This is a genomic window from Nocardia sp. CWNU-33 (assembly GCF_046764895.1).
In the GTDB taxonomy this organism is placed as follows: domain Bacteria; phylum Actinomycetota; class Actinomycetes; order Mycobacteriales; family Mycobacteriaceae; genus Nocardia.
The window spans coordinates 38,495-60,446 of record NZ_JBKOQN010000003.1; the positions used below are offsets into that span (position 1 = coordinate 38,495).

At 66.4% G+C, this 21,952-nt stretch carries 18 protein-coding genes and 1 riboswitch; of the genes, 12 read left to right on the forward strand and 6 right to left on the reverse strand.

The features are described from left to right. The first annotated feature begins 117 nt into the window (after nucleotides 1–117). From ACLMAL_RS04565 to ACLMAL_RS04585, 5 genes are all read left to right on the forward strand, one after another. Nucleotides 118–378 carry an acyl carrier protein gene (locus ACLMAL_RS04565; protein ID WP_406234735.1) on the forward strand — a complete coding sequence of 87 codons (261 nt, stop codon included), beginning with the start codon at nucleotides 118–120 and terminating at the stop codon, nucleotides 376–378. Further along, entirely contained in the window at nucleotides 375–5,627 is a 5,253-nt protein-coding gene (locus tag ACLMAL_RS04570; RefSeq protein WP_411997939.1) for an SDR family NAD(P)-dependent oxidoreductase, read from the forward strand. Before ACLMAL_RS04565 ends, ACLMAL_RS04570 begins: the two co-directional genes overlap by 4 nt. Then, nucleotides 5,627–7,354, forward strand: a complete 1,728-nt coding sequence (locus ACLMAL_RS04575) for a fatty acyl-AMP ligase (protein ID WP_411997940.1) — start codon at nucleotides 5,627–5,629, stop codon at nucleotides 7,352–7,354. Before ACLMAL_RS04570 ends, ACLMAL_RS04575 begins: the two co-directional genes overlap by 1 nt. 87 nt (nucleotides 7,355–7,441) lie before the next feature. Then, nucleotides 7,442–7,819: a hypothetical protein gene (locus ACLMAL_RS04580; protein ID WP_411998136.1), complete on the forward strand. Its 378-nt coding sequence runs from the start codon at nucleotides 7,442–7,444 to the stop codon at nucleotides 7,817–7,819. After that, nucleotides 7,816–8,952, forward strand: coding sequence for a cation:proton antiporter (locus ACLMAL_RS04585; protein WP_411997941.1), 1,137 nt, complete (start codon nucleotides 7,816–7,818; stop codon nucleotides 8,950–8,952). Before ACLMAL_RS04580 ends, ACLMAL_RS04585 begins: the two co-directional genes overlap by 4 nt. A gap of 69 nt (nucleotides 8,953–9,021) precedes the next feature. On the opposite strand, the gene ACLMAL_RS04590 is transcribed toward ACLMAL_RS04585, so the two are convergent. The 3 genes from ACLMAL_RS04590 to ACLMAL_RS04600 all read right to left on the reverse strand — a co-directional run bounded on the left by ACLMAL_RS04590 (nucleotide 9,022) and on the right by ACLMAL_RS04600 (nucleotide 10,778). Next, a complete protein-coding gene (locus tag ACLMAL_RS04590; RefSeq protein ID WP_328407602.1) occupies nucleotides 9,022–9,426 on the reverse strand; it encodes an RNA-binding S4 domain-containing protein in 405 nt (134 codons plus the stop codon). Nucleotides 9,427–9,429: 3 nt separating this feature from the next. Continuing rightward, the gene (locus ACLMAL_RS04595) at nucleotides 9,430–10,020 is read right to left on the reverse strand and encodes a C40 family peptidase (protein WP_406239073.1); all 591 of its coding nucleotides are present in this window, start codon (nucleotides 10,018–10,020) and stop codon (nucleotides 9,430–9,432) included. Nucleotides 10,021–10,098: 78 nt separating this feature from the next. Continuing rightward, nucleotides 10,099–10,270, reverse strand: a riboswitch (cyclic di-AMP (ydaO/yuaA leader). Between the two features lie 223 nt (nucleotides 10,271–10,493). Beyond that, the gene (locus tag ACLMAL_RS04600; RefSeq protein ID WP_411997942.1) at nucleotides 10,494–10,778 is read right to left on the reverse strand and encodes a hypothetical protein; all 285 of its coding nucleotides are present in this window, start codon (nucleotides 10,776–10,778) and stop codon (nucleotides 10,494–10,496) included. Between the two features lie 171 nt (nucleotides 10,779–10,949). Between ACLMAL_RS04600 and ACLMAL_RS04605 the strand changes: the two genes are divergently transcribed. From ACLMAL_RS04605 to ACLMAL_RS04620, 4 genes are all read left to right on the forward strand, one after another. Beyond that, nucleotides 10,950–12,131: an AAA family ATPase gene (locus tag ACLMAL_RS04605; protein ID WP_411997943.1), complete on the forward strand. Its 1,182-nt coding sequence runs from the start codon at nucleotides 10,950–10,952 to the stop codon at nucleotides 12,129–12,131. A gap of 128 nt (nucleotides 12,132–12,259) precedes the next feature. After that, the gene (locus tag ACLMAL_RS04610; RefSeq protein WP_411997944.1) at nucleotides 12,260–14,209 is read left to right on the forward strand and encodes an acyl-CoA dehydrogenase family protein; all 1,950 of its coding nucleotides are present in this window, start codon (nucleotides 12,260–12,262) and stop codon (nucleotides 14,207–14,209) included. 434 nt (nucleotides 14,210–14,643) lie between these two features. Beyond that, nucleotides 14,644–15,609: an alpha/beta fold hydrolase gene (locus ACLMAL_RS04615; RefSeq protein WP_411997945.1), complete on the forward strand. Its 966-nt coding sequence runs from the start codon at nucleotides 14,644–14,646 to the stop codon at nucleotides 15,607–15,609. 208 nt (nucleotides 15,610–15,817) lie between these two features. Next, a complete protein-coding gene (locus tag ACLMAL_RS04620) occupies nucleotides 15,818–16,105 on the forward strand; it encodes a hypothetical protein (protein ID WP_411997946.1) in 288 nt (95 codons plus the stop codon). Between the two features lie 53 nt (nucleotides 16,106–16,158). Here the strand turns inward: ACLMAL_RS04620 and ACLMAL_RS04625 are convergent, their stop codons facing one another. Then, nucleotides 16,159–17,382 (reverse strand): acetyl-CoA C-acyltransferase, encoded by a 1,224-nt coding sequence (locus ACLMAL_RS04625; RefSeq protein WP_411997947.1) that lies wholly within the window; start codon nucleotides 17,380–17,382, stop codon nucleotides 16,159–16,161. A 394-nt stretch (nucleotides 17,383–17,776) separates the two neighbouring features. On the opposite strand from ACLMAL_RS04625, the gene ACLMAL_RS04630 reads away from it, so the two are divergent. Genes ACLMAL_RS04630 through ACLMAL_RS04640 form a run of 3 tightly spaced genes read left to right on the forward strand, consistent with a single transcriptional unit; the run spans nucleotide 17,777 to nucleotide 21,313 of the window. Next, nucleotides 17,777–18,607 (forward strand): hypothetical protein, encoded by an 831-nt coding sequence (locus ACLMAL_RS04630; RefSeq protein ID WP_411997948.1) that lies wholly within the window; start codon nucleotides 17,777–17,779, stop codon nucleotides 18,605–18,607. A gap of 16 nt (nucleotides 18,608–18,623) precedes the next feature. Further along, entirely contained in the window at nucleotides 18,624–20,564 is a 1,941-nt protein-coding gene (locus ACLMAL_RS04635; protein WP_411997949.1) for a fumarate reductase/succinate dehydrogenase flavoprotein subunit, read from the forward strand. Between the two features lie 2 nt (nucleotides 20,565–20,566). Then, on the forward strand, nucleotides 20,567–21,313 hold the full coding sequence (locus ACLMAL_RS04640) for a succinate dehydrogenase/fumarate reductase iron-sulfur subunit (RefSeq protein ID WP_406234759.1): 747 nt from the start codon (nucleotides 20,567–20,569) through the stop codon (nucleotides 21,311–21,313). Between the two features lie 49 nt (nucleotides 21,314–21,362). Here the strand turns inward: ACLMAL_RS04640 and ACLMAL_RS04645 are convergent, their stop codons facing one another. Both ACLMAL_RS04645 and ACLMAL_RS04650 read right to left on the reverse strand, forming a co-directional pair. Then, a complete protein-coding gene (locus ACLMAL_RS04645; RefSeq protein ID WP_328407623.1) occupies nucleotides 21,363–21,560 on the reverse strand; it encodes a hypothetical protein in 198 nt (65 codons plus the stop codon). A gap of 165 nt (nucleotides 21,561–21,725) precedes the next feature. Continuing rightward, nucleotides 21,726–21,947: a DUF397 domain-containing protein gene (locus tag ACLMAL_RS04650; protein WP_406234760.1), complete on the reverse strand. Its 222-nt coding sequence runs from the start codon at nucleotides 21,945–21,947 to the stop codon at nucleotides 21,726–21,728. Nucleotides 21,948–21,952 lie beyond the last annotated feature (5 nt).

Below are 21,952 nucleotides of genomic sequence, written 5' to 3' on the forward strand. Positions count from 1 at the left end.
CGGCCTTGCCCACAACGATTTCTGCGGCATAATTTCTGGGGTACCGGCCGCCACCGTCAGCAGCCCGCGGGCGGCAACTTCCGTGCGGCAACTTTCGGTCGAAGGGGAGGGAGATCGATGGCGTCCAGTCTTCCGAACCCGCACAGTCGGCGAACCGCACTCACCACCGCGGCCGTTGCCGCGATCGCGGATCTGCTCGGTGTCGAGGCCGCCGCGGTGTCCACCAACGCCCCGTTCAGCGAACTCGGACTCGGCTCGCTCCAGCTCGCCCGGCTCACGGCGCGCCTGGAAGATGCCATGGGCGTCGAGGTTTCACTCACCGCGCTCTACGACAACCCGGATATCGAGCAGCTTGTCGAGTATCTCGCGATGCGATGACAGCCACCACCACACCCGACCGGCCGTATCCGCCGGTATCAATCGTCGGTATCGGCTGCCGGGTCCCCGGCGCCTCGGGCGTTGCCGACTTCTGGCGGCTGCTGTTGGAGGGCAGGGACGCCACCGGCGAACCACCGGCCGGACGGCTCGGTGCGCGCCGCGGCGGGTATCTCGACGATGTCGAATCCTTCGACAACGACTGGTTCGCCATCTCCGGCCGGGAGACCGCGCTGATGGATCCGCAGCAGCGGCTTGCGCTGGAGGTCGCGGTGGAGGCCATCGACGATGCCGGAATCGGCTACCGCACGCGAGGTTCCGGTGCGGCCGTCGTCTTCGGCGCCTGCTCCTACGACCACGGCATCGCGGTGCTCGGTCACGGCGGAAACGATGCGCCCTACGCGGTGACCGGCGCCGCGCTCAGCATCATCGCCAACCGGCTGTCCTACGTGCTCGACCTGCACGGACCGAGCCTGGTGGTGGACAGCGCCTGCTCGTCCTCGCTGGCCGCGGTGGACCTCGCGTTGCGCATGCTCGCCGACGACGCGGTGCCGTTCGCCATCGTGGGCGGTGTCAATCTCACGCTGCTGCCGCATACCTCCGACTACCTGGCCGAGGGCGGATTCCTGGCACCCGACGGTCGCTGCAAACCGTTCGACGCCGCAGCGGACGGCTACACCCGTGGCGACGGCTGCGGCGTGGTCGTCCTGCAGCGCACCGCCGACGCACTGCGCGACGGCAACCGGGTGTACGCGGAGATCGTCGGCTCGGCGGTCGGCTCGGACGGCCGCTCCAATGGTCTGTATGCGCCGAGCGGCCGCGCCCAGCAGGAAACCCTGCGCACCGCATGGGCGCAGGCCGGGCTCGACCCGGGCACCGCAGGCTATCTCGAATGTCACGGCACCGGTACGCCATTGGGTGACGCGGTCGAGGTCGGCGCCATCGCAGCGGTGCTGCGCGGCGACCATTCCGGCGCGACCTGGATCGGCTCGATCAAATCCAATATCGGTCACCTCGAGGCCGCGGCGGGCGTCACCGGCCTGATCAAAACGGCGCTCTCCATTCGGCACGGCGTGATCGCACCGACCATCCACTTCCACACCGAGAACCCGCTGCTGAAACTCGCCGAGCACGGACTGCGCGTCCCGACCGAACCCATCGACTGGAGCAACACCGAGGTGACCGAACGCCGAGCCGGTGTGAGTTCGTTCGGATTCGGCGGTACCAATGCCCATGTGGTCTTGCGCGGCATCGCCACCGAACGCCCGCACCGCGGCGGCGAGCCACCTGTCCTGATCGCGGTCGGCGGGCGCGATGTCGCCGACCTGCGGGCACGGGCAACCGGATGGGCCGACCTGCTCGAGCGGGCCGACGACGGGCCTGGGGCCGACGCCAATACATTGCGACAATTCGGTTCAGCCACAGTGCGATTGATTCCGGAGGGCACTCGGGCTGCTGTCGTCGCCCAGGATGCCGGCGAGGCTGTCGGACGGTTGCGGGCCCTGGCCGCCGCAGACGCGGGCGTCGGCGTGCTCGGCCCGAGTTCGGTGCGACAACGCGGCGGCGTCCTGTTCCTGTTCTCCGGCCAGGGGAGCCAGCACTCGAAGATGGGGCGGGCGCTCGCGGCCCGCTATCCGGTGTTCGCCGCCGCCGTCACCGAGGCTGCCGACGCGATCACCGAGGCGGGTGGTCCGCGAATCTGGACTCCGCGCAAAGGGTTTGCCCTCGCATCCTCGGTTGCGAACAACGGCAGTGCGGCCACCGAACTCGTGCAGCCTGCGATGTTCGCCTTCCAGCTGGGGATGGCGAAATTGTTGGCATCGTGGGGTGTCACGCCCCATGCGGTCGCCGGCCACAGCCTTGGTGAGGTAGCGGCAGCGGCCGTGAGTGGAGCACTGTCGCTGCCGGACGCCGCCCGCGTCATCGTGCAGCGCAGCAGCATTCTGGCGCGGCTGGATGGTCACGGTGCGATGGCCGTGGTGGAGGCAGCGCCGGACGAGGTGGCGAACCTGGTGGAACCGCTGCGTGCGATGGTGGGAATCGCGGCGATCAACGGACCGCGTTCGGTTGTCGTCTCCGGCGCACCCCGATATGTGGATACGGTGGTGCGCCGGGCCAAGCGGCGCAAGCTGTTCGCGCAGCGGATAGCCGTGGACTTCGCCGCGCACAGCCCGCAGGTCGCGGCGGTGCTGCCCGAATTCGTCGACGCACTCGACGATCTCGACCCGCTGGTACCCCACACACTGGTCTATTCCACTGCGCACCAGGGCAAAACCATCAGCACAGGCGAGATGGACGCCAACTATTGGGCCGACAACGCTTCGGGCACTGTCGAACTCACCGCGGCCCTCGAGCGCGCCGCTGCCGACGGACTCACCACCGTGCTGGAGATCGCACCCCATCCGGTGCTGACGCCGGCCGTTCGCGAGCATGCCGACTTCCAGGATTCGACCCACCCCGTAGCAAGCCGCGACGACGAGGCCGCGGCCTTTCTCGCCTGCCTCGGGCGGCTCTACACCGAGGGACGATCCGTCGACTGGTCCGCGCACGGGCCGTTCACCGCTGCGCCGCCACCCCGGCATTGGATAAAACACCGATTCCCATTGATCGGCGCGCTCGATGCCGCCGCCGTTGCCCCGAGCCCTCTGCTCGGCGAGGGTGGCGACAATCCACCCCTCGAGCCGACTCTCCGCACGAGTCGCGACGGCGGATCGGCCGAGGCAATTATCGCCGAATCGGCCTTTCCAGCAGACGATCTCGCCGACCACGTGGTGCAAGGCGTGCCGACCGTGCCTGCCGTGTTCTGGCTGCGCCGATTGCTGCACCTGGCGCGCGGAGCGGCAGCCACGGCTGTTGCCGACTTCGTGGTGCACGAGCGAACCGATCTGACCGCGCTGCCTGCGGTTTCTTATCGGCGCGACGACGAGGACGCCAGCGTGCTGGCGGAGGTCACGGGTGCCGGGACGCTGGCATCGGCTCGGCTCGCCGGTGACCCCACACCCGCCGATATCGTCGCATGGATGCGGGTGGTCGATGCAAATCGAGCGGCCCGCCGCCGCATGCGCAGGATTGATCCCGATGTTTTCTACGAGGCGCTGCACGGCCGGCAGCTGACATACGGACCCGGTTTCCGCCCGCTGCGCGGTATCGAGGCAGGCCACGATTGTGCGTTGGGCGCCTTCGATGCCGCACCGCTGCAACGCGCCGCGACACTCGATGGCTGCCTGCAGCTGCTCGCCGCGGCAAGCTCCGACGCCCTACCCTCCGAGGCGGTCCCACTGCCGGTCGGCATCGAATCGGCGTGGCTGTCCACAGAATCGGACCGCGTGGTGCTCGAGGCGCATGCCTTCGTGCGTGAACGCACGGACACGGGCCTGACCGGCGACATCGTCGGCACCGACCAGCACGGCGTCCCGGTGCTGGCCATGTCCGGTGTCATGGTCCGGTTCGCGGCGCTCGGCGCGTATCCGCCACCGATCCAGTCCGGTTCGGCCACCGGACCTTTCCGCCGCCAGATATGGCGGCCGATACAGCTCGAGTTGCCGGACGACATGTCGACGAGCAGTCCCGCTCGCGGATCCGGGCACGCGCAACGAGCTCTCGTGATCGGCGAATCGGAGTTGGCCATGCGGCTGACCAGGGAACTCGACCGGACGCTGCCCACTGAAAGGGTCGCCCGCGAGCCCGACGCCGCCGGCCCGATCGTCTCCGCGGTGCTCGCAAGCCGGACCACACCCTCGCGCACCGCGGTCGTGCTGGTGTGGCCGTCCGGACTCGATGCAACGCGGCAGCGCGAATTCACCAGCGCGGTCCCCGCGGTGGGACGGATTCTCGATGTGATCCAACGCGTCCAGTCCGACGACGCCACTGCCTCATTGACGATCGTGCTCCCCGACCACGGCCTGCCCGCCGGGACGACGGCACCGCCCGAGCCGGGCCGCGGCACCGATAGCTCGGTACCGATGGCGATCGCCGGTTTGGTGCGCTCCCTGCAGCTCGAGTCGGGTCACGATGTCCGACTGGTGTGGAGTGATTCGGCCGCGGAGAGCACCGCGCTGCTGTGCAGCATCATTGTCGAGACATCCACCACGCGGACCGGTCGGATACCTGAGGAGCTGCGAATCACGCACGGCGTCACGGCCATCCGCCGGTTCATCGCCGCGCGCCGCCGATCCGCATCGCCGGCGCCCATCGACACCAACGGGACTTACGTGGTCACCGGCGGGCTCGGTGCGCTCGGCGCTGTCGCGGTGCGCTGGCTGCTCGATGCGGGGGCACACGATGTGGTGGTGCTGACCCGTGCACCCCGGCCGGTGCCCGCGCTGTTGGAGGGTCTGGAGGACCGAATCGTCGTCGTTCGGTGCGACGCCGCCGATCGAAACGATCTGCACAACGCGCTCAACGATATTCGTGAATGCGGTTCCACCATCCGCGGTATCGTGCACGCGGCGGGCACCCTGGAGGACGCGATATTCGAGGCTGTCAGCGGTCGGCAGCTCGCACGCATGTTCGCGCCGAAGCACCGTGCCGCAAGCAATCTGATCGAACTCACTGCTGCCGATGCCACCGATTTCGTCCTGCTGTGTTCTTCTGCCACCGGCGCACTCGGTGCACCCGGCCAGGCCGCCTATGCTGCTGCCAACGCGGCCATGGACGCACTCGCTCTCGCCTATCAGGATCGTCGAATAGTGAGCGTCGGCTGGGGCGTCTGGTCATCGGGGCTGGCCGAAGTCGCCGGCGGGGCGGCGCATATGGGGCGCGCGGGTATCTCCGCATTCACCGCGGCGCGAGGTGCGCAGCTGCTGGCACAGGCGTTGCACTACGACGACGCCTACCTCCTCGCACTGGACTACGCACCGACGTCCGACACCTCGCCGGTCGCCCTTCGCCTCAGGGACTTACTCACCGCAGCCGACGACTCCGCAACAACGCCGGCACTCCCCGACCGATCGAATATCGATGCCGCCACCGGCCCGACCCCGCCGCAGGACCCTTCCGAACCACTGACCGCAACCATCCGCGCCGTGCTGAGCGCCACCCTCGACCTGCCCGCCGAACACCTCGATCCCACCACTGACTTCAATGAACTCGGCCTCAGCTCCTTGCTCGGCATCGAGATGCGACGCCGACTCGAAGCCCGGCTCGATGTCCGAATCTCGACCGCCGAACTCTTCGAGCACCCGACCATCACCGCGCTCGCCGCGGCCCTTGCCGAGCGGGTGGCCGTGGCGAATCCCCGCAAGGCCCAGTGATGCCATCGAAAACTGCTCCCCCGCACAATGTCCTGGCAGCTCGGGTCGCCGAATGGGCGACTACCAAACCTGGTGCCGACGCCTATACCGAATTGCGCTACCGCGGTTCGGAATGCCTACCCGTCACCATGAGCTACGCCCAATTGCACAACGCGGCAGGGATGCTCGCTCAACAGCTCAGGGCTTCGACCGATGCCGGCGACCGAATTGCAATCCTGTGCGCCCACGGCATCGACTATGTCGTCGCGTTCCTGGCCTGCCTCTACAGCAATCGTGTTGCCGTCCCACTCTTTCCGGCTACCGACACCCGCAATCACGCTCGAATCGAACGCGTGCTGGCGGATGCCCGACCGACACTGAGCCTGGTCTCGGCGACGGACCGGATGACCGCCGCGCTCTTCGGCCCCGCCCTGGGCAACGTGCTCACGCTCCCGGCGGATGTCGCCGCCGCGGCCGTGACAGATCCAACGATCGACACGCTTCGGGCCGACCTCGCCTACCTGCAATACACATCCGGCTCCACCCGAACCCCGGCCGGGGTGGAGGTCACGCACGCCAATTTCGCGGCAGCACTGGATCAGGTGTGGTCCGCCGTGCCTGCGGTGCGGCACAAACCCATCGTGACCTGGCTGCCGTTCTTCCACGATATGGGCCTGGTCCTCGCTCTCTCGCTGCCGCTGTACTCGGGGGTGCACGGGGTGACCATGGCACCCGCGGAATTCGTGAAGCGACCCATCCGATGGTTGCGCGCCTGCAGCGACTACGGAGCGGGAACCACCGGCGGCCCCAATTTCGGCCTCGCCCTCGCCGTCTCGTCGACCACACCGCAAGAGCGGGCCGGACTCGACCTATCCCGGCTGGACGCACTGCTCAACGGCGCCGAACCGATCCGCGCCGATGCACTCGCGGACTTCACCGAGACCTATGCCGCACACGGCTTCCGCAACCACGCGCACACCCCCGGATACGGCTTGGCCGAGGCGACGCTTCCGGTAACAATCTGCCGGTCCGAAGATGACCCCGTCGCGCTCCGATTCGATCGCACGGCCTTGGCACAGGGACTGGCGGTTGTCACCGCCGATGGCGTGCCCCTCGTCGGCTGCGGTAGCGCGGCGGGCCAACAGGTCGCGGTGGTGCATGCGGTCGAGCGAATCGAGGTTGCGGACGGCACCGTCGGTGAAATCTGGGTCGCTGGTCCGAATGTCTGCGCGGGCTACTACGGCAACCCCGACGCCACTGCACAGCGTTTCGGCGCCGCCTTGCCCGGCAGTGCCGAATCCTGGTTGCGAACCGGCGATCTCGGCTTCTGGCATGAGGGACAGCTCTACATCGCGGGCAGGCTTCAGGACCTCATCGTCATCGATGGCCGCAATCACTTCCCGGCCGATATCGAAACAACGGTGGCGGCGTGCGCGCCCGAGGTGCGTCCCGGTCATGTGACCGCGTTCGGCCACGACGACGGCCGCCGCGAAGAAGTGGTGGTGGTCGCCGAGCTGGTGACAGCGGAGACCACTGCGGCCGACGAACTGGCCGCGCTCGCCCACCGGATCCGGATAGCCATCGCCACTGTGCACGAGGTGCCGCCCGGCGCGGTCGTGCTGGTCGAGCCCGGCTGCATTCCGAAGACCTCCAGCGGCAAGCTGCGCCGCGGCGAATGCCGGGCACTGTACGGGTCGGGCAGGCTGCCGCAGCTGGCCGCTGTCGGCGCCGAGCTGCCACGGCAGTAGGTACAGCGGCGCGCAGCGACACGGAAAGGCGCACGCTTCCCCGTTATCGGGAGCCGCGACCGCGATGATGAGGCCATGGCGACCGAAATCATCTCCGTGACCTGGAAAGACCACCCCGACGAACACGACTATCCCGCCGCTGCGGACTACCTGGAGTTGCTGGCCGAAGCAGGGATCATCGACGCCGTCATCGCGGGCCTGCGTGACGCCCCGATCGTGCACAAGAAGGCCAAGGACATCCTGCGGGCCGCCCGGCTGGAACTGGTCGGTGCCGAGAATCCGTATGTCCGACGAGATCTCATCAAGATCAACAACGGCACGCCGCTCTCGCCGATCCTGCTGGTGCGCGGCGACTTCCGAGCCGGTGTGCCGATGGTGATCGCGGACGGCTACCACCGGGTGTGCGCTGTCCACTGGGCCGACGAAAACATCGCGATACCCGCGAAAATCGCCGCCCTGCCGTGACGTTCTCCACCCTGGCCCTTGTCGTCGCGCTCGGCCTGTGCGGACCGATCCTCGCCGTGCGTCGGTCGTGGCGCATTCCGGTGATCCTGGGCGAGTTGATCGCCGGAATCCTGTTCGGCAGCACGGGTTTCGGGATTCTGCACACTTCAGATCCGATTTTCACCTTCCTAGCGGACATGGGTTTCGCGGTGGTGATGTTCGTTGCGGGAACCCATGTCCCGGTTCGGGATCCGGCTGTCCGATCGGCGCTCGGGGTCGGTGCAATTCGTGCCGGTATGGTCGGATTGCTCGCCGCGGCAGCAGGTTTCGGTGTGGCCCAGTGGTTGGGCACCGGGCACGGCGGGATCTATGCGGTACTCATGGCTTCTTCGTCGGCGGCGCTGGTGCTGCCGATCATCGACTCGCTCGGGTTACGGGGAAAGCCGGTACTGGCATTGACAGCCCAGGTCGCCATTGCCGATACCGCATGCGTGATTGCGTTGCCGCTTGTCATCGACCCCGCCGAGGCGGGGCGCGCAGCACTCGGCGCCATCGCGGTGGCCGCGGCCGCCGCCATCTTGTTCCTGGTTTTGCGGCAGCTCGAGCTCTCCGGTGCGCGCCGCCGCGTGCACCGCCTGTCCGAGGACCGCGCCTTCGCCCTAGAGCTGCGGGTGAGTCTCGCCGTGTTGTTCGCACTGTGCGCGCTGGCAACCCAGACGCACGTATCGATCATGTTGGCGGGCTTCGCCGCCGGGCTTGCGGTCGCCGGGATCGGGGAGCCACGCCGGGTCGCCCGCCAGCTCTTCGCCATCAATGACGGCTTTCTCGGTCCGCTGTTCTTCGTCTGGCTCGGCGCCCGGCTCAATCTGCGCGAATTCGGCGAGCATCCGAAGCTCATCGGGCTCGGCCTGTTGCTCGGCGTCGGTGCGATCCTTGTGCATTTGGCGACCCGAGCCGTCGGACAGCCGCTGGCCTTCGGCGCGCTTGCCGCCGCACAGATCGGCGTGCCGGTCGCCGCGGTAACCGTGGGCACCCAACTGCATGTTCTGGTGCCGGGAGAATCTTCGGCCGTGATGCTCGGGACACTGTGCACGATCGCCGGGGCCGCATTGGCGGCAAGCTGGACAGCGGGCGCCACAAGAGTCGATGACTAACGCAGCGGGGTGAGCTGTCTTCGCGGCCGAGCAACCGATCGGGATGAGCCGGCGGCTAGCGCGGCGGGGTCAGCTGTCTTCGCGGCCGAGCAGCCGATCGGTCTCCCGGCGTTCACGTTTGGTCGGCCGACCCGAGCCCCGGTCGCGGCGCGGCATCGTCGCGAGAATCTCGCGCGACGGCGGCGGGGGGCTGTGGTCGATCAGGCATTGCGCAGCAATCGGAGGTCCGACACGTTTGGTGACGATTCGCTCCACGATCACGATGCGCTCGATGCCACCGGCGCGGATTCGCACCTCGTCGCCGGGGCGTACCGGTTGGGCAGGTTTGGCCGCGGCGCCATTGACGCGGACGTGCCCTCCGCGGCAAGCCTCAGCCGCCGCGGACCTTGTTTTGAACAGACGCACCGCCCACGTCCACGAGTCGACTCGCGCCTGTGTCGCGGTGTTCTGATTGCCGGGTACGGCTGGTGCCACCCGTTAGACGATACGGCGCGCCGTCACAACCATGTCGGGGCGCAGCGGGGTGTAGGAGACCGGGTCGCCCGACTGGACCGCATTCAGCAGCTTGCCGTCACCTGCGTACATACCGACGTGGCCGCCGCCGTTGGTCACGACGATGTCACCGGGCTGCAGCTCGTGGAACGCCACCGGCGCGCCGACGTGCGACTGCTCGAAGCTGGTGCGGGGCAACTCGACTCCGGCCTGCCGGTAGGCCCACTGGACCAGACCCGAGCAGTCGAAGCTGTAGGGACCAGCGGCACCCCAGGAGTACTGGGCGCCGACCTTGGTCTTGGCCGCGTCGAGTGCGATGTTCGCAGGGGTGGATTGGAACATCCCCTGCAGGTTGGGCGCACCGAAGCTGGGCAGCTGCAGCTGCGGGGCGGCCATCGGAGCCTGCGGTGCCACCGGCATCGCGGTCAGGGCCTGCTGGATCTGCTGATTGAGCTGCTGAACCGGCTGCTCGAACTCCGGCGGGACGTCGAAGTCGCCGATACCGGGGATATTGATGGTGGCGGCCATCGCGGGGATCGCGGGCATCGCACCTGTCGATGCGGCCACCGCGCCCATGACGAGGGCACCCTTGACGGAATTCGGTAGCCGCGAATCCCGCTGCAAACTGTGTTTACCCACCGAGCTGAGTCTCCGATCTTGCTGCTCTCCCGCCGACCGGGTTAGCTGACGGGCTCGGACCGGGAGATCGGTCCTACCTCACCAACCGAAATGGCTTGTGAGGATTCACCCCAGACGAAACCTGTGGGTCCCCGGCACGACAGCCGAGAGCTGGTGGCCCCGACAGTCGATTAGGCGGTGACTCCCTGGCGCCGTTTCTCTTACGAAGCGACAGACTCCATGAAGTCACGAAGAGATTACGATGCGGGCGCGGTGTTGTCCAGCGCACAGCAAAACATGTTCTGTGGTCTCGGCAAATTGCCTGCACGAACGGCCGGAAGAGCAACACGCCCGGATGATCACGACACGATATCGGCGGAATCGGTCCCGTTATCCAATCGACAGTCACACCCGGATCCGGTAGTGCGCGATCAAAATTCGGACGACTGCCCAGGATCGTCGCCGGAACGTTCGGCCAGCGCTCGCTCGAGCCGATCGATGCGACGCCGCGCCTCGGCGAGGTCGACCTCGAGCTGACCGAGCGCCATGACCAGCGGTCCGACCGCAAGATCGGCAACGAGCTGCGGATCGTCGTACCCGCGCTCGATCGCGACCAGGATGTTGGAGCGGATGCGTCCGGCCACCGTCGCTCCGGCAGGCACGTTCCAGGACTCGACCACCTCGGCGGTGGTGGTGGGAGTGGATTCCTCGGACATACCCCTCCGTTCCTGCGCTGGACCGTTCAGCGAACGGCCACCAGCGTAGAGATTTCCGTGGCGATAGCAATAGTGCAATGACAACAAGGCAATTCGCGCCGCTAGCAATATCTAGGACGCGCCGTAGACACCCGCAGATTTATCGGAGATGACGCGCTACGGTGTGTGTGCATGGACCCCGTGCGGAATCCGTATGCCCCAGGAGCCGGACAGCGCCCACCCGAACTGGCCGGACGCGACAAGCAACTCACCGCCTTCGACATCGTGCTGGAACGCATCGCACGCAGCAGGCCGGAGCGCAGCGTGATGCTCACCGGACTGCGCGGCGTCGGAAAAACGGTACTGCTCAATCAGCTTCGCTCCGCCGCCGTCTCGCGCGGGTGGGGCACCGGCAAGATCGAGGCGCGTCCGGATCAGGAACTGCGCCGCCCGCTGTCCTCGGCGCTGCACATGGCGGTCCGTGCGGTCGCTATGGCACACCGGAATCCGGAGCGGGTCGACGACTTCCTCGGCATCCTCAAGGCTTTCGCACTCCGCTCCACCGCGGACAAGGGCATGCGGGAACGCTGGCAACCAGGCATCGACGTGCCCGCGGTGACCGGTCGCGCCGACTCCGGCGACATCGAAATCGACCTCATCGAACTGCTCAAAGAGGCGGCGGTGCTGGCCGGCGATATCGGCGTCGGCATTGCGATCTTCATCGATGAGATGCAGGACCTCGGCGCCGCGGATATCTCCGCCATCTGCGGCGCGTGCCACGAATTGAGCCAGGACGCAGCGCCGCTCATCGTCGTCGGCGCCGGCCTCCCGCATCTGCCCGCAGTACTGTCCGCGTCGAAAAGCTACTCGGAGCGACTGTTCAGCTATCACCGCATCGACCGGCTCGATCGCGAATCGGCCGACCAGGCGCTCATGGCACCGGCCGAACGTGAGGCGGTGAAGTTCACCGACGAAGCGCTGGATGCCCTGTACCAAAAGGCAGACGGTTATCCATATTTTGTACAGGCGTACGGCAAGGCCGCTTGGGATCAAGCTCCGGAGAGTCCGATCGGCATCGAGGATGTCGAAGTGGCCGCACCGACCGCCGAGGAGGAATTGGCCGTCGGCTTCTTCGGATCTCGCTACGAACGCGCAACACCAGCTGAGCGCGAGTACATGCGCGCCATGGCAGACCTGGCCGGGGACGACGGCCCGGTGGCGACCGCAGCTGTCGCCACCGAACTCGGCCGCAAACCTGCCTCACTGTCCCCGGCCCGCGATGGGCTGATCAAGAAGGGGCTGATCTATTCGGCCGAGCGCGGCACCATCGGGTTTACGGTGCCGCATTTCGGCCGCTATCTACGCAGCGTCTGATTGCTACCCATTGCCTCTCTAACAAGATCATTAGAGATCTGCAGAAATCTCTTTCCCGACAGACCTACCGGCGGGTAACTAAAGTTCTACACTCGAATGTGATCCTGATCACGTCCGAGGAGGACATCATGGCGACCACCGCGAAAGTCGACGCGACCGAAGAACAGGCCCGGGCACTTGTCGAGGAATCTCGCGAAACCAGCTGGGTCAAACCGTCGTTCGCAAAGGAGATGTTTCTCGGACGGTTCCGGCTCGATCTGATCCACCCCTATCCGCAACCCAGCGCCGAAGACACCGCGCGCACCGAGGCCTACCTGGCCCGACTGCGGCCGTTCTGCGAAACGATCGACGGCGCCGTGATCGAAGCAGAGTCCCGGATCCCGGACGAGTACGTGAAGGGGCTTGCCGAGCTCGGCTGCTTCGGACTGAAGATCTCGGAAGAGTACGGCGGCCAAGGTCTTTCCCAGGTCGGCTACAACCGGGCGCTGATGCTGGTCGGCTCGGCGCACCCGGCGCTCGGCGTGCTGTTGTCGGCGCATCAGTCCATCGGTGTCCCCGAGCCGCTGAAGCTGGCGGGCACCGCCGAACAGAAGGCCGAGTTCCTGCCCCGTTGCGCCGCGGGCGCGGTCAGCGCCTTCCTGCTCACCGAACCCGACGTCGGCTCCGACCCCGCTCGGATGGCGAGCAGCGCGACACCGACCGAGGACGGCGAGGCCTACGAGCTCAACGGCGTCAAGCTGTGGACGACCAATGGCGTCGTCGCCGAACTACTGGTGGTGATGGCGCGGGTGCCCAAGAGTGAGGGGCACCGCGGTGGCATCTCGGCGTTCATCGTCGAGGCCGATTCGCCGGGAATCACGGTGGAGCGGCGCAATTCGTTCATGGGCCTGCACGGCATCGAGAACGGCGTCACCAGGATGCACAACGTCCGCGTCCCCAAGCGCAACCTCGTCGGCCGCGAGGGCGACGGCTTGAAGATCGCGCTCACTACGCTCAACGCCGGTCGCCTCGCCATTCCGGCGCTGTGCACCGCGGCATCGAAGTGGTCGCTGAAGATCGCGCGGGAGTGGAGCACGCAGCGGGTCCAGTGGGGCAGGCCGGTCGGCGAACACGCGGCCGTCGGCGAGAAGATCTCTTTCATTGCGGCCACCACCTACGCGCTGGAAGCGGCACTCGACCTCTCCGCGACGATGTGCGATGAGGGCCGCAACGACATTCGGATCGAGGCCGCGCTCGCCAAACTTTGGGCCAGTGAAATGAGCTGTCGGATCGCCGACGAGCTCGTGCAGATCCGCGGCGGCCGCGGCTATGAAACGGCGGCTTCGCTGCAGGCCCGCGGCGAACGTGCGGTGGGCGCCGAGCAATTGGTCCGCGACCTGCGGATCAACCGCATCTTCGAAGGCTCCAGCGAAATCATGCGGCTGCTGATCGCCAGGGAGATGGCCGACGCACACATGGCCGCCGCAGGCGCGCTCGTCGATCGCAACGCCGAGTTCAAGGCCAAGGCCAAGGCCGCTGTCGGCGCGACCGGCTTCTATGCCAAGTGGTTCCCGCAGCTCGCGGTCGGCGCAGGCACCGTGCCCGCGACCTATGGTGAGTTCGGTGTGCTGGCCAGGCACCTGCGGTTCGTCGAGCGCAATGCGCGCAAGCAGGCCAGATCGTTGATGTATGCGATGGGCCGCTGGCAGGCAGGCCTGGAGTACCGGCAGAACTTCCTCGGCCGGATCGTCGACATCGGTGCCGAGCTGTTCGCAATGTCGGCGGTCTGTGTGCGGGCTCAGGCACAGCGGGCCGCTGGCGCCGAGGAGGCCGCCGCCGCCGAGGAGCTCGCCGATGCGTTCTGCCGGCAGTCGCGGGTGCGGGTGCGCGCGCTCTTCGACGCGCTGTGGGACAACACCGACGACGAAGACCGGACCCTCACCAGAGGCGTCCTCGACGGTCGCTACCGCTGGTTGGAGGACGGCGTGCTGGATCCGAGCGAGGGCACCGGGCCGTGGATCGCCGAATGGCAGGTCGGTCCGTCGACCGAGGCGAACCTGCTGCGCCCGTTCCTGCCCTCCACCAGGACCCGCCTGTAGTCGTCGACGCCGATCGGCCGCAGCTCGCGGCGTCACGCCGGTGGCCCTGGTCACCGACGCCACGCTCGGTGCGGCCGATCGGCCTGTCTGCCGAGGTGCAGGAAAGCCGCTGGATACACGCAGGCGCCGAAGACGGGCGCGTGGGTGACCGTGGATAGCAAAATCTAGTGGACTCTAGGAAATCTGGTCGATCCGCTGATAGTCGGCGGCCAAGTGGTTGATCATAGGTATCTACCAAAATCTAGCGTTTGACCTACTGTTTCGTAGATTCTCCGATCAAAATCGGCCGGGACTGCGACGATGTTGATCACCTGCGTCGGTTCGGCATCGTGTGCATAACGGTGGGTATGGCCGGCTAACACCAAGGAAATGACTACCGACAACCAGGCAAGACGCTCCGCTCGAGGTGACTCGACAGTCACAGGAGAACCCTCATGTCCACGATCATCGCCCGCTTCGCCGCCGACCATGACGGCCACCGGATTACGGTGTCGGCCGACGACGGCGTCCCGATCGCGGTTCGCACCTTCGGCGCCGACGACGCTCCGCTGTCCGTGGTTTTCGTGCACGGCCATTGCCTGCGCACCGAATCCTGGTCGTTCCTGCGCGATCAGCTCTTGCGCCAGTGGGGACCAGGCACCCGAATGGTCTTCTACGACCATCGCGGCCACGGCGAATCGGGCGTGGCCGATCCGTCCAGCTACACCATCGACCAGCTCGCGCACGACCTCGACGCCGTGCTGCGGGCGGTGGTACCGACGGGCCCGGTCATCCTGGTCGGCCATTCCATGGGCGCCATGGTCACTCTCGCCTACTCTCGCCTGTTCCCCGCGGCGATCGGCACCCGCGTCGTCGGCGTCGGCCTGATCGCGGGTGCCGCCAACGGCCTCACCGAGGTGGGCCTCGGCCGCTTCCTGCATCGGCGCGCGGTGAGTTCGCTGCAGGTGGCGGTGCTGCGCGCACCTCGGGCCATGCAGGCATCCAAGCGGCTGACCCGACGGATCTTCGAGCCGATCCTGCGCGAGGCGACCTTCGGCACCAGGAAGGTGAATCCCAGGATGGTCGCGGTCGCGACGGCGATGCTGAACGAGACCCCGCTGCTGACGATGTCGAGCTTCCTTGCCTCGCTGATCACGTTCGACGAGACCGCGACGCTGCACCGGCTCGGCACCATCCCGGCTCTCGTGCTCGCTGGTTCCGCGGACATCGTGGTGCCGTTCGCGCATTCGGTGGTGCTCGCATCGCAACTGGCCGGATCCGAGCTGGTCCGACTGGAGGGCGCGGGCCACAGCGTGATCCTGGAGCGCGCGGAGGAAGTGGCGCTGTCCATTGCAGGGCTGGTCGACCGGGTCTTCGCCGACCTGCGCGGACAGGGACCGGAGTACGCGGCCGTCAGCTGAGCGAGGGCCATCCATCGTTACTGGCAATATTTCAGCGAACCTCCGGAATCGCATATCGACGAGCCAAAACGCAATTCCTCACGTACTGTGTTGGAGATCACGTTGTGTGGTGAGTCACACAACTTGGTGCAGCACGTTCCGCGGCAGACTATCGAAACACCGCTGTGCACCGAGTTCGTATGTCCGCCAAGGAACACAGGAGGTAACGATGACACGCAGCGATATCGCGGAACTCCGCTACGCAGTCGGCCAGCTCCGGCAATCTATCGGCGCACTGCGCTCGCACTACGGCGACGCAAACACCGTGCGACGACTGCAGAACGACCTCGAGCGGCTCGTCATCGACGCCGACGAGCTCGAGCAATCGCCGCCGCCGGAGCTCACCCGCCGACCCCAGGACACCATCTACGTCCCGGACAGCAAGTCGGACGAGGCAGCCTGGATGGGCGCGCAGGACGAAGGCCTGGGCTTCCACTCCCGCCCGCGCACGAAGTAGCACTTGCCGGTCACCGCCTGGAGCACCTGCATCGGGCGGTGTTCTTGCGTGCCTCAGGCCCGATGTCTGCCGAATCGACGGGGTCGAGAACCGTGAAAGCGGGCCCCGAGTGGTGCCGTCGCGACCGGGGTCGTCGCCGCTGATTCGAACAGGGCCGCGATGCCGTGGTCGTGACCGAGTGCGATTGCTTCGAGACCGTAGCGCCCCTCGGTGCGAGCCAATTCGTGCAGCATCGTGGTCATGATGCGCAGGCCGGTGGCGCCGACCGGGTGGCCGAGAGCAATCGCGGAGCCATTGACGTTGAGGCGGTCGCGGGTGTCGAAATCCCACTCCTTGGCCAGCGCGAGCACTTCCACGGCAAAGCCCTCGTTGACCTCCACCAGATCGACATCGTCGAGGGTGAAGCCGGTGCGGCCGAGCACCTTGGCGACAGCCGGGGCAGCACCGAGAGTCGCTGTGTCGGAATCACATCCGGCCGCGGCCCAACCCACGAGATAGGCCATGGGGGACAGCCCGAGTTCGTCGAGCCGATCCTCGGCGACCACCAGGCAGGCGGCGGCGCCGTGTCGATGCGCGCTCATATTTCCGGTGGTGACGACGCCCTCGGAGATCAACGGGTGCAGCGCGGCGAGGGTGCGCGCCGAGACATCCTCACGCACGCCCTCGTCCCGCAGTATCTGATGCCGCGATGCGGTGTCGGTGTGGGAATCGGACCAGTCGTGCCCCTCCGGCACCACGCCGACCGGGATCACCTCGGCGGCGAAGTGACCCTGCCGCCACGCGCGAGCGGCCTTGCGATGGCTCGCCGCGGCGAACTCGTCGGCATCGGCCCTGCTGATTCCGTAATGGCGGGCCAGGTCTTCGGCATTCGCGAGATCGCCGGTTCGAACCGGGTCGCCGTAGCCGGTCACCGCGTCCGCAGCACACTCCACACCACCCGCGACCACCACGTCGGCGGCACCGGTTTGCACCATCATCGCCGCGGTGATCACCGCCTGCAGGCCGCTGCCACCGCGGCGATCGGTGAGAAACCCCGGCACGGCGAAGGGCAGCCCGGCACCGCGGGCCGCGAGCCTGCTCAGCTCCGGTGCGCTGGTTGCACCGCCATCGACGCGGGCCATCGCGACATCCTCGATGCGCATCGGGTCGATACCCGATCGATCGATGACCGCCGAGAGGACGGTGGAGGCAAGCCATTCCGGCGGCATTCCCGATAGCGCTCCCCCCTCGACTCCACTCGGAGTTCGGACCGGCGCCACAATCGCAGCCCTTCTCATGCTGATGACTCCTTCCCTCGGCCTGCCCGTCCGGTGCGATACACGCATCAGCCCACGTCAGCGGGTAATTCTCGAGAGAAAAGGTCACCACAACTTTATTGCCGCCGTGTGACGATCGAACCGCCGATTATTCGACCTCGAGTCTTCTTTGTTCCACACCCACTCGAATCACGTTCTGTTTAAGCCGAGTTCGATACGTTTGCGGTCCGTTCACTGCCGCGCGCCGGCTACCCGGCGGCCGCCGATGTGGCGCAAATCACGGGCGTCGCAGCGGGTCTGTCTTACCGGGACCACGCTCGAGCAATAGCAGGGGTGTCGTATGGTGCTCAGCATCACATTCGACTGCGGAGGTAACGATGACCACCCGCACAGCAGATCAGCGAGGCATCCACCTGTGAGTGCCGCACCGACCGCCGGCCCGGAAACGGGCACAGGCGTCTTCAGTAAGACCCGGGCTCGAATCTCGGAGCGCACGCTACGCACCGATCAATGGTGGGTGCCGCCGCTCGTCACCGTGCTCGGCCTGGGCGCCTTCGTCCTCTACGCGACGATCAGATCGTATGTGCGAACAGCATATTGGGTTCCGGACTACCACTATCTGACGCCGTTCTATTCACCGTGCCTGAGCACCTCGTGCGCGGCAGGTTCCAGCCATTTCGGGACGCCTTTCGGCGAGTTGCCCGCGATCCTGCCGCTCGGCTTCGTGGTGCTGCCGTTCCTGCTCGGCTTCCGGCTCACCTGCTACTACTACCGCAAGGCCTACTACCGCGCGGTGTGGTTCTCCCCGCCGGCCTGCGCCGTCGCCGAGCCGCACGCCAAGTACACCGGCGAGACCAGGCTGCCGCTGATCATCCAGAATGCGCACCGCTACTTCTTCTATGTGGCCATTGTGGTTTCACTGATCAACACCTACGACGCGATCACCGCATTCCACGGCAAGACCGGCGGTTTCGGATTCGGTCTCGGCAATATCGTGCTGCTGGTCAACGTGATCCTGCTGTGGGCGTACACGCTCTCATGCCACTCGTGCAGGCACATTGCCGGCGGCCGACTCAAGCACTTTTCCGCGCATCCGGTGCGGTACTGGTTCTGGACCCAGGTCTCCAAGCTGAACACCCGCCATATGGCGCTGGCCTGGACAACTCTCGGCACCCTGGTGCTGACCGACTTCTACGTGATGTTGGTTGCCAGCGAGACGATTTCGGACCTGCGGTTCATCAACTGAAGGAGTATTCGCGGCCATGCCAGAAGTGGAACGGCACAAGTACGACGTCGTCGTTATCGGTGCCGGTGGCGCCGGACTGCGCGCGGTAATCGAAGCAAGGGAACACGGCCTTTCCGTTGCGGTGGTGTGCAAGTCGTTGTTCGGCAAGGCACACACCGTGATGGCCGAGGGCGGCTGCGCCGCCTCGATGGGCAATGCCAACGAAAAGGACAACTGGGAAACCCATTTCAAGGACACCATGCGCGGTGGCAAATTCCTCAACAACTGGCGCATGGCCGAACTGCACGCCCAGGAAGCACCCGACCGGGTGTGGGAGCTGGAAACCTACGGGGCCCTGTTCGACCGCACCGCCGACGGCCGAATCAGCCAGCGCAACTTCGGCGGCCACACCTACCCGAGGCTCGCGCACGTCGGTGACCGCACCGGGCTCGAGATCATCCGCACCATGCAGCAGAAGATCGTCTCGCTGCAGCAGGAAGATTTCGCGGAAAGCGGCGACTACGAGTCGCGCATCAAGGTCTTTCACGAATGCACCATCACCGAGCTGCTCAAGGACGGCGATCGGATCGCGGGCGCGTTCGGCTACTGGCGCGAATCGGGCCGATTCGTGCTGTTCGAAGCGCCCGCCGTGGTGCTCGCCACCGGCGGCATCGGCAAGTCCTACAAGGTGACCTCCAATTCCTGGGAGTACACCGGGGACGGGCATGCGCTCGCGCTTCGAGCAGGCGCGACGCTGATCAATATGGAATTCCTGCAGTTCCACCCGACCGGCATGGTCTGGCCGCCGAGCGTGAAGGGCATCCTGGTCACCGAGGGTGTGCGCGGCGACGGTGGAGTGCTGAAGAACTCCGAGGGCGAGCGGTTCATGTTCGACTACATCCCGCCGGTCTTCAAGGGGCAGTACGCCGAAACCGAGGAGGAGGCCGATCAGTGGCTGCGCGACAACGATTCCGCGCGGCGCACCCCGGATCTGCTGCCCCGTGACGAAGTGGCCCGCGCCATCAACTCGGAGGTGAAGGCGGGGCGCGGCACCGAACACGGTGGCGTGTACCTGGATATCGCCTCCCGGCTGCCCGCCGACGAGATCCGGCGACGCCTGCCCTCGATGCATCACCAGTTCAAAGAACTTGCCGACGTGGATATTACGAAGGAGCCGATGGAAGTCGGCCCGACCTGTCACTACGTCATGGGCGGCATCGAGGTCGACCCGGACACCGGCGCGGCGACCGTGCCCGGGCTGTTCGCGGCGGGCGAGTGTTCGGGCGGCATGCACGGCTCGAACCGGCTCGGTGGCAACTCCCTGTCGGATCTGCTCGTCTTCGGCAGGCGCGCGGGCATGGGCGCATCGACCTACGTCGAGCAACTGACCGAACGGCCGGTCGTCGCGGACACCGACCTGGCATCGGCGGCGAAAGCGGCCGTGGCCCCGTTCGATCCGCCGTCCTCCGGCACCGGAGAGAACCCCTACACACTGCACACCGATCTGCAGCAGGCGATGAACGACCTGGTCGGCATCATCCGCAAGGAACACGAGCTGGAGCAGGCCATCGAGCGGCTCGCCGAGCTGCGCAAGCGCTTCGCGGGCGTGGTGGTGGAAGGGCACCGGCAGTTCAATCCCGGCTGGCATCTCGCGCTCGACCTGCGCAACATGCTGCTGGTCAGCGAATGCGTCGCGCAGGCGGCGTTGCTGCGCACCGAAAGTCGCGGTGGGCACACACGCGACGATCACCCGGCGATGGACGCCGACTGGCGCAACAAACTGCTGGTCTGCTCGATCGACCTCGCCGAAGCGGGCGAGGCCGTCCCGCCGGTGCGCGTCACGCCGGAGGAGCAGGTGCCGATGCGCACGGATCTGCTCGCGCTCTTCGACCTGGCCGAGCTCGAAAAGTATTACAACTCGGACGATCTCGCCGCTCATCCGGCCGGTTCGACCACTGCTGCGAAAAAGGAGGCGTAGCAATGGGTTACGACGCCAATTTCCGCGTTTGGCGCGGCGACAACGATGGCGGTGAGCTGCAGGATTTCACCGTGCAGGTGAACGAGGGCGAGGTGGTGCTCGACATCATCCACCGGCTGCAGGCCACCCAGGCGCCCGATCTCGCGGTGCGCTGGAACTGCAAGGCGGGCAAGTGCGGTTCGTGCTCGGCCGAGGTCAACGGGCGACCGCGGCTGCTGTGCATGACGCGTATGTCGACGTTCCAGCCGGAGGAACTCATCACCGTCACCCCGATGCGCACCTTCCCGGTGGTCAGGGATCTCGTGACCGACGTGTCCTTCAACTACCAGAAGGCCAGGGAGATACCGTCGTTCACACCGCCCGACGATCTGAAGCCCGGTGACTACCGGATGAAGCAGGTCGATGTCGAGCGCTCGCAGGAGTTCCGCAAGTGCATCGAATGCTTCCTGTGCCAGGACACCTGTCACGTGGTGCGCGATCACGAGGAGAACAAGACCGCCTTCGCGGGGCCGCGCTTCCTGATGCGGATCGCCGAACTGGAGATGCATCCGCTCGATGTCGCCGATCGCCGTGACCTCGCGCAGGACGAACAGGGCCTAGGCCTCTGCAATATCACCAAGTGCTGCACCGAAGTCTGCCCGGAACACATCAAGATCACCGACAATGCGCTGATCCCGATGAAGGAGCGCGTGGCAGACCAGAAGTACGACCCACTGGTCTGGTTGGGTAACAAGCTCTTCCGACGTTGAGTGCGAGGAGCCGCCGGCCGGGTCGACACCCGGCCGGTCGGCGCACCCTTTACAACATTGCCACTACTCCGACAGCGACGACCCACACCAGCACACCGACGAACAGCGCCGACAAGAATGAGCTGGTGAGGACGAACACCCCTACCGCTGACACCGCGAACAGCAGCGCAACGATCAGCCATTCCACCCAATCGCCCGGCCGCAATTTCTTGTACCGGGGGTGGGAATTCTTGAGCCCACGGTCCACAAATTCTTGTCTACCCGGTATTTAGCCCGGGCAAACACAAATTTGTTGCCGAACCTCCGCCGTTTCGTGATCAACACCACCCGCCGGCAATGCCGCGCGTCCTGCGTTCGGTGGCGGATCAGCACGGCCCGGCAGCCTGCTGCCGCCGGGCCGTGGCCAGCTGTCTCAGGGCCGGTCGAACTCGCCGTCGTGCACACCCGCGGTGAATGCGGCCCATTCGCCCGGGGTGAAGATCAGTACGTCGCCGTCGGGATTCTTGCCGTCGCGTAGGCCGACATGGCCGTCCTCGAGCAGGGCGACTTCCACACTGTCCTTGCCTGCGCCACTGCCTGCCTTGCGCCAGACCGCGCCGGTCAGATCAACCTTCGAACCACGATCGATACTCACGATTC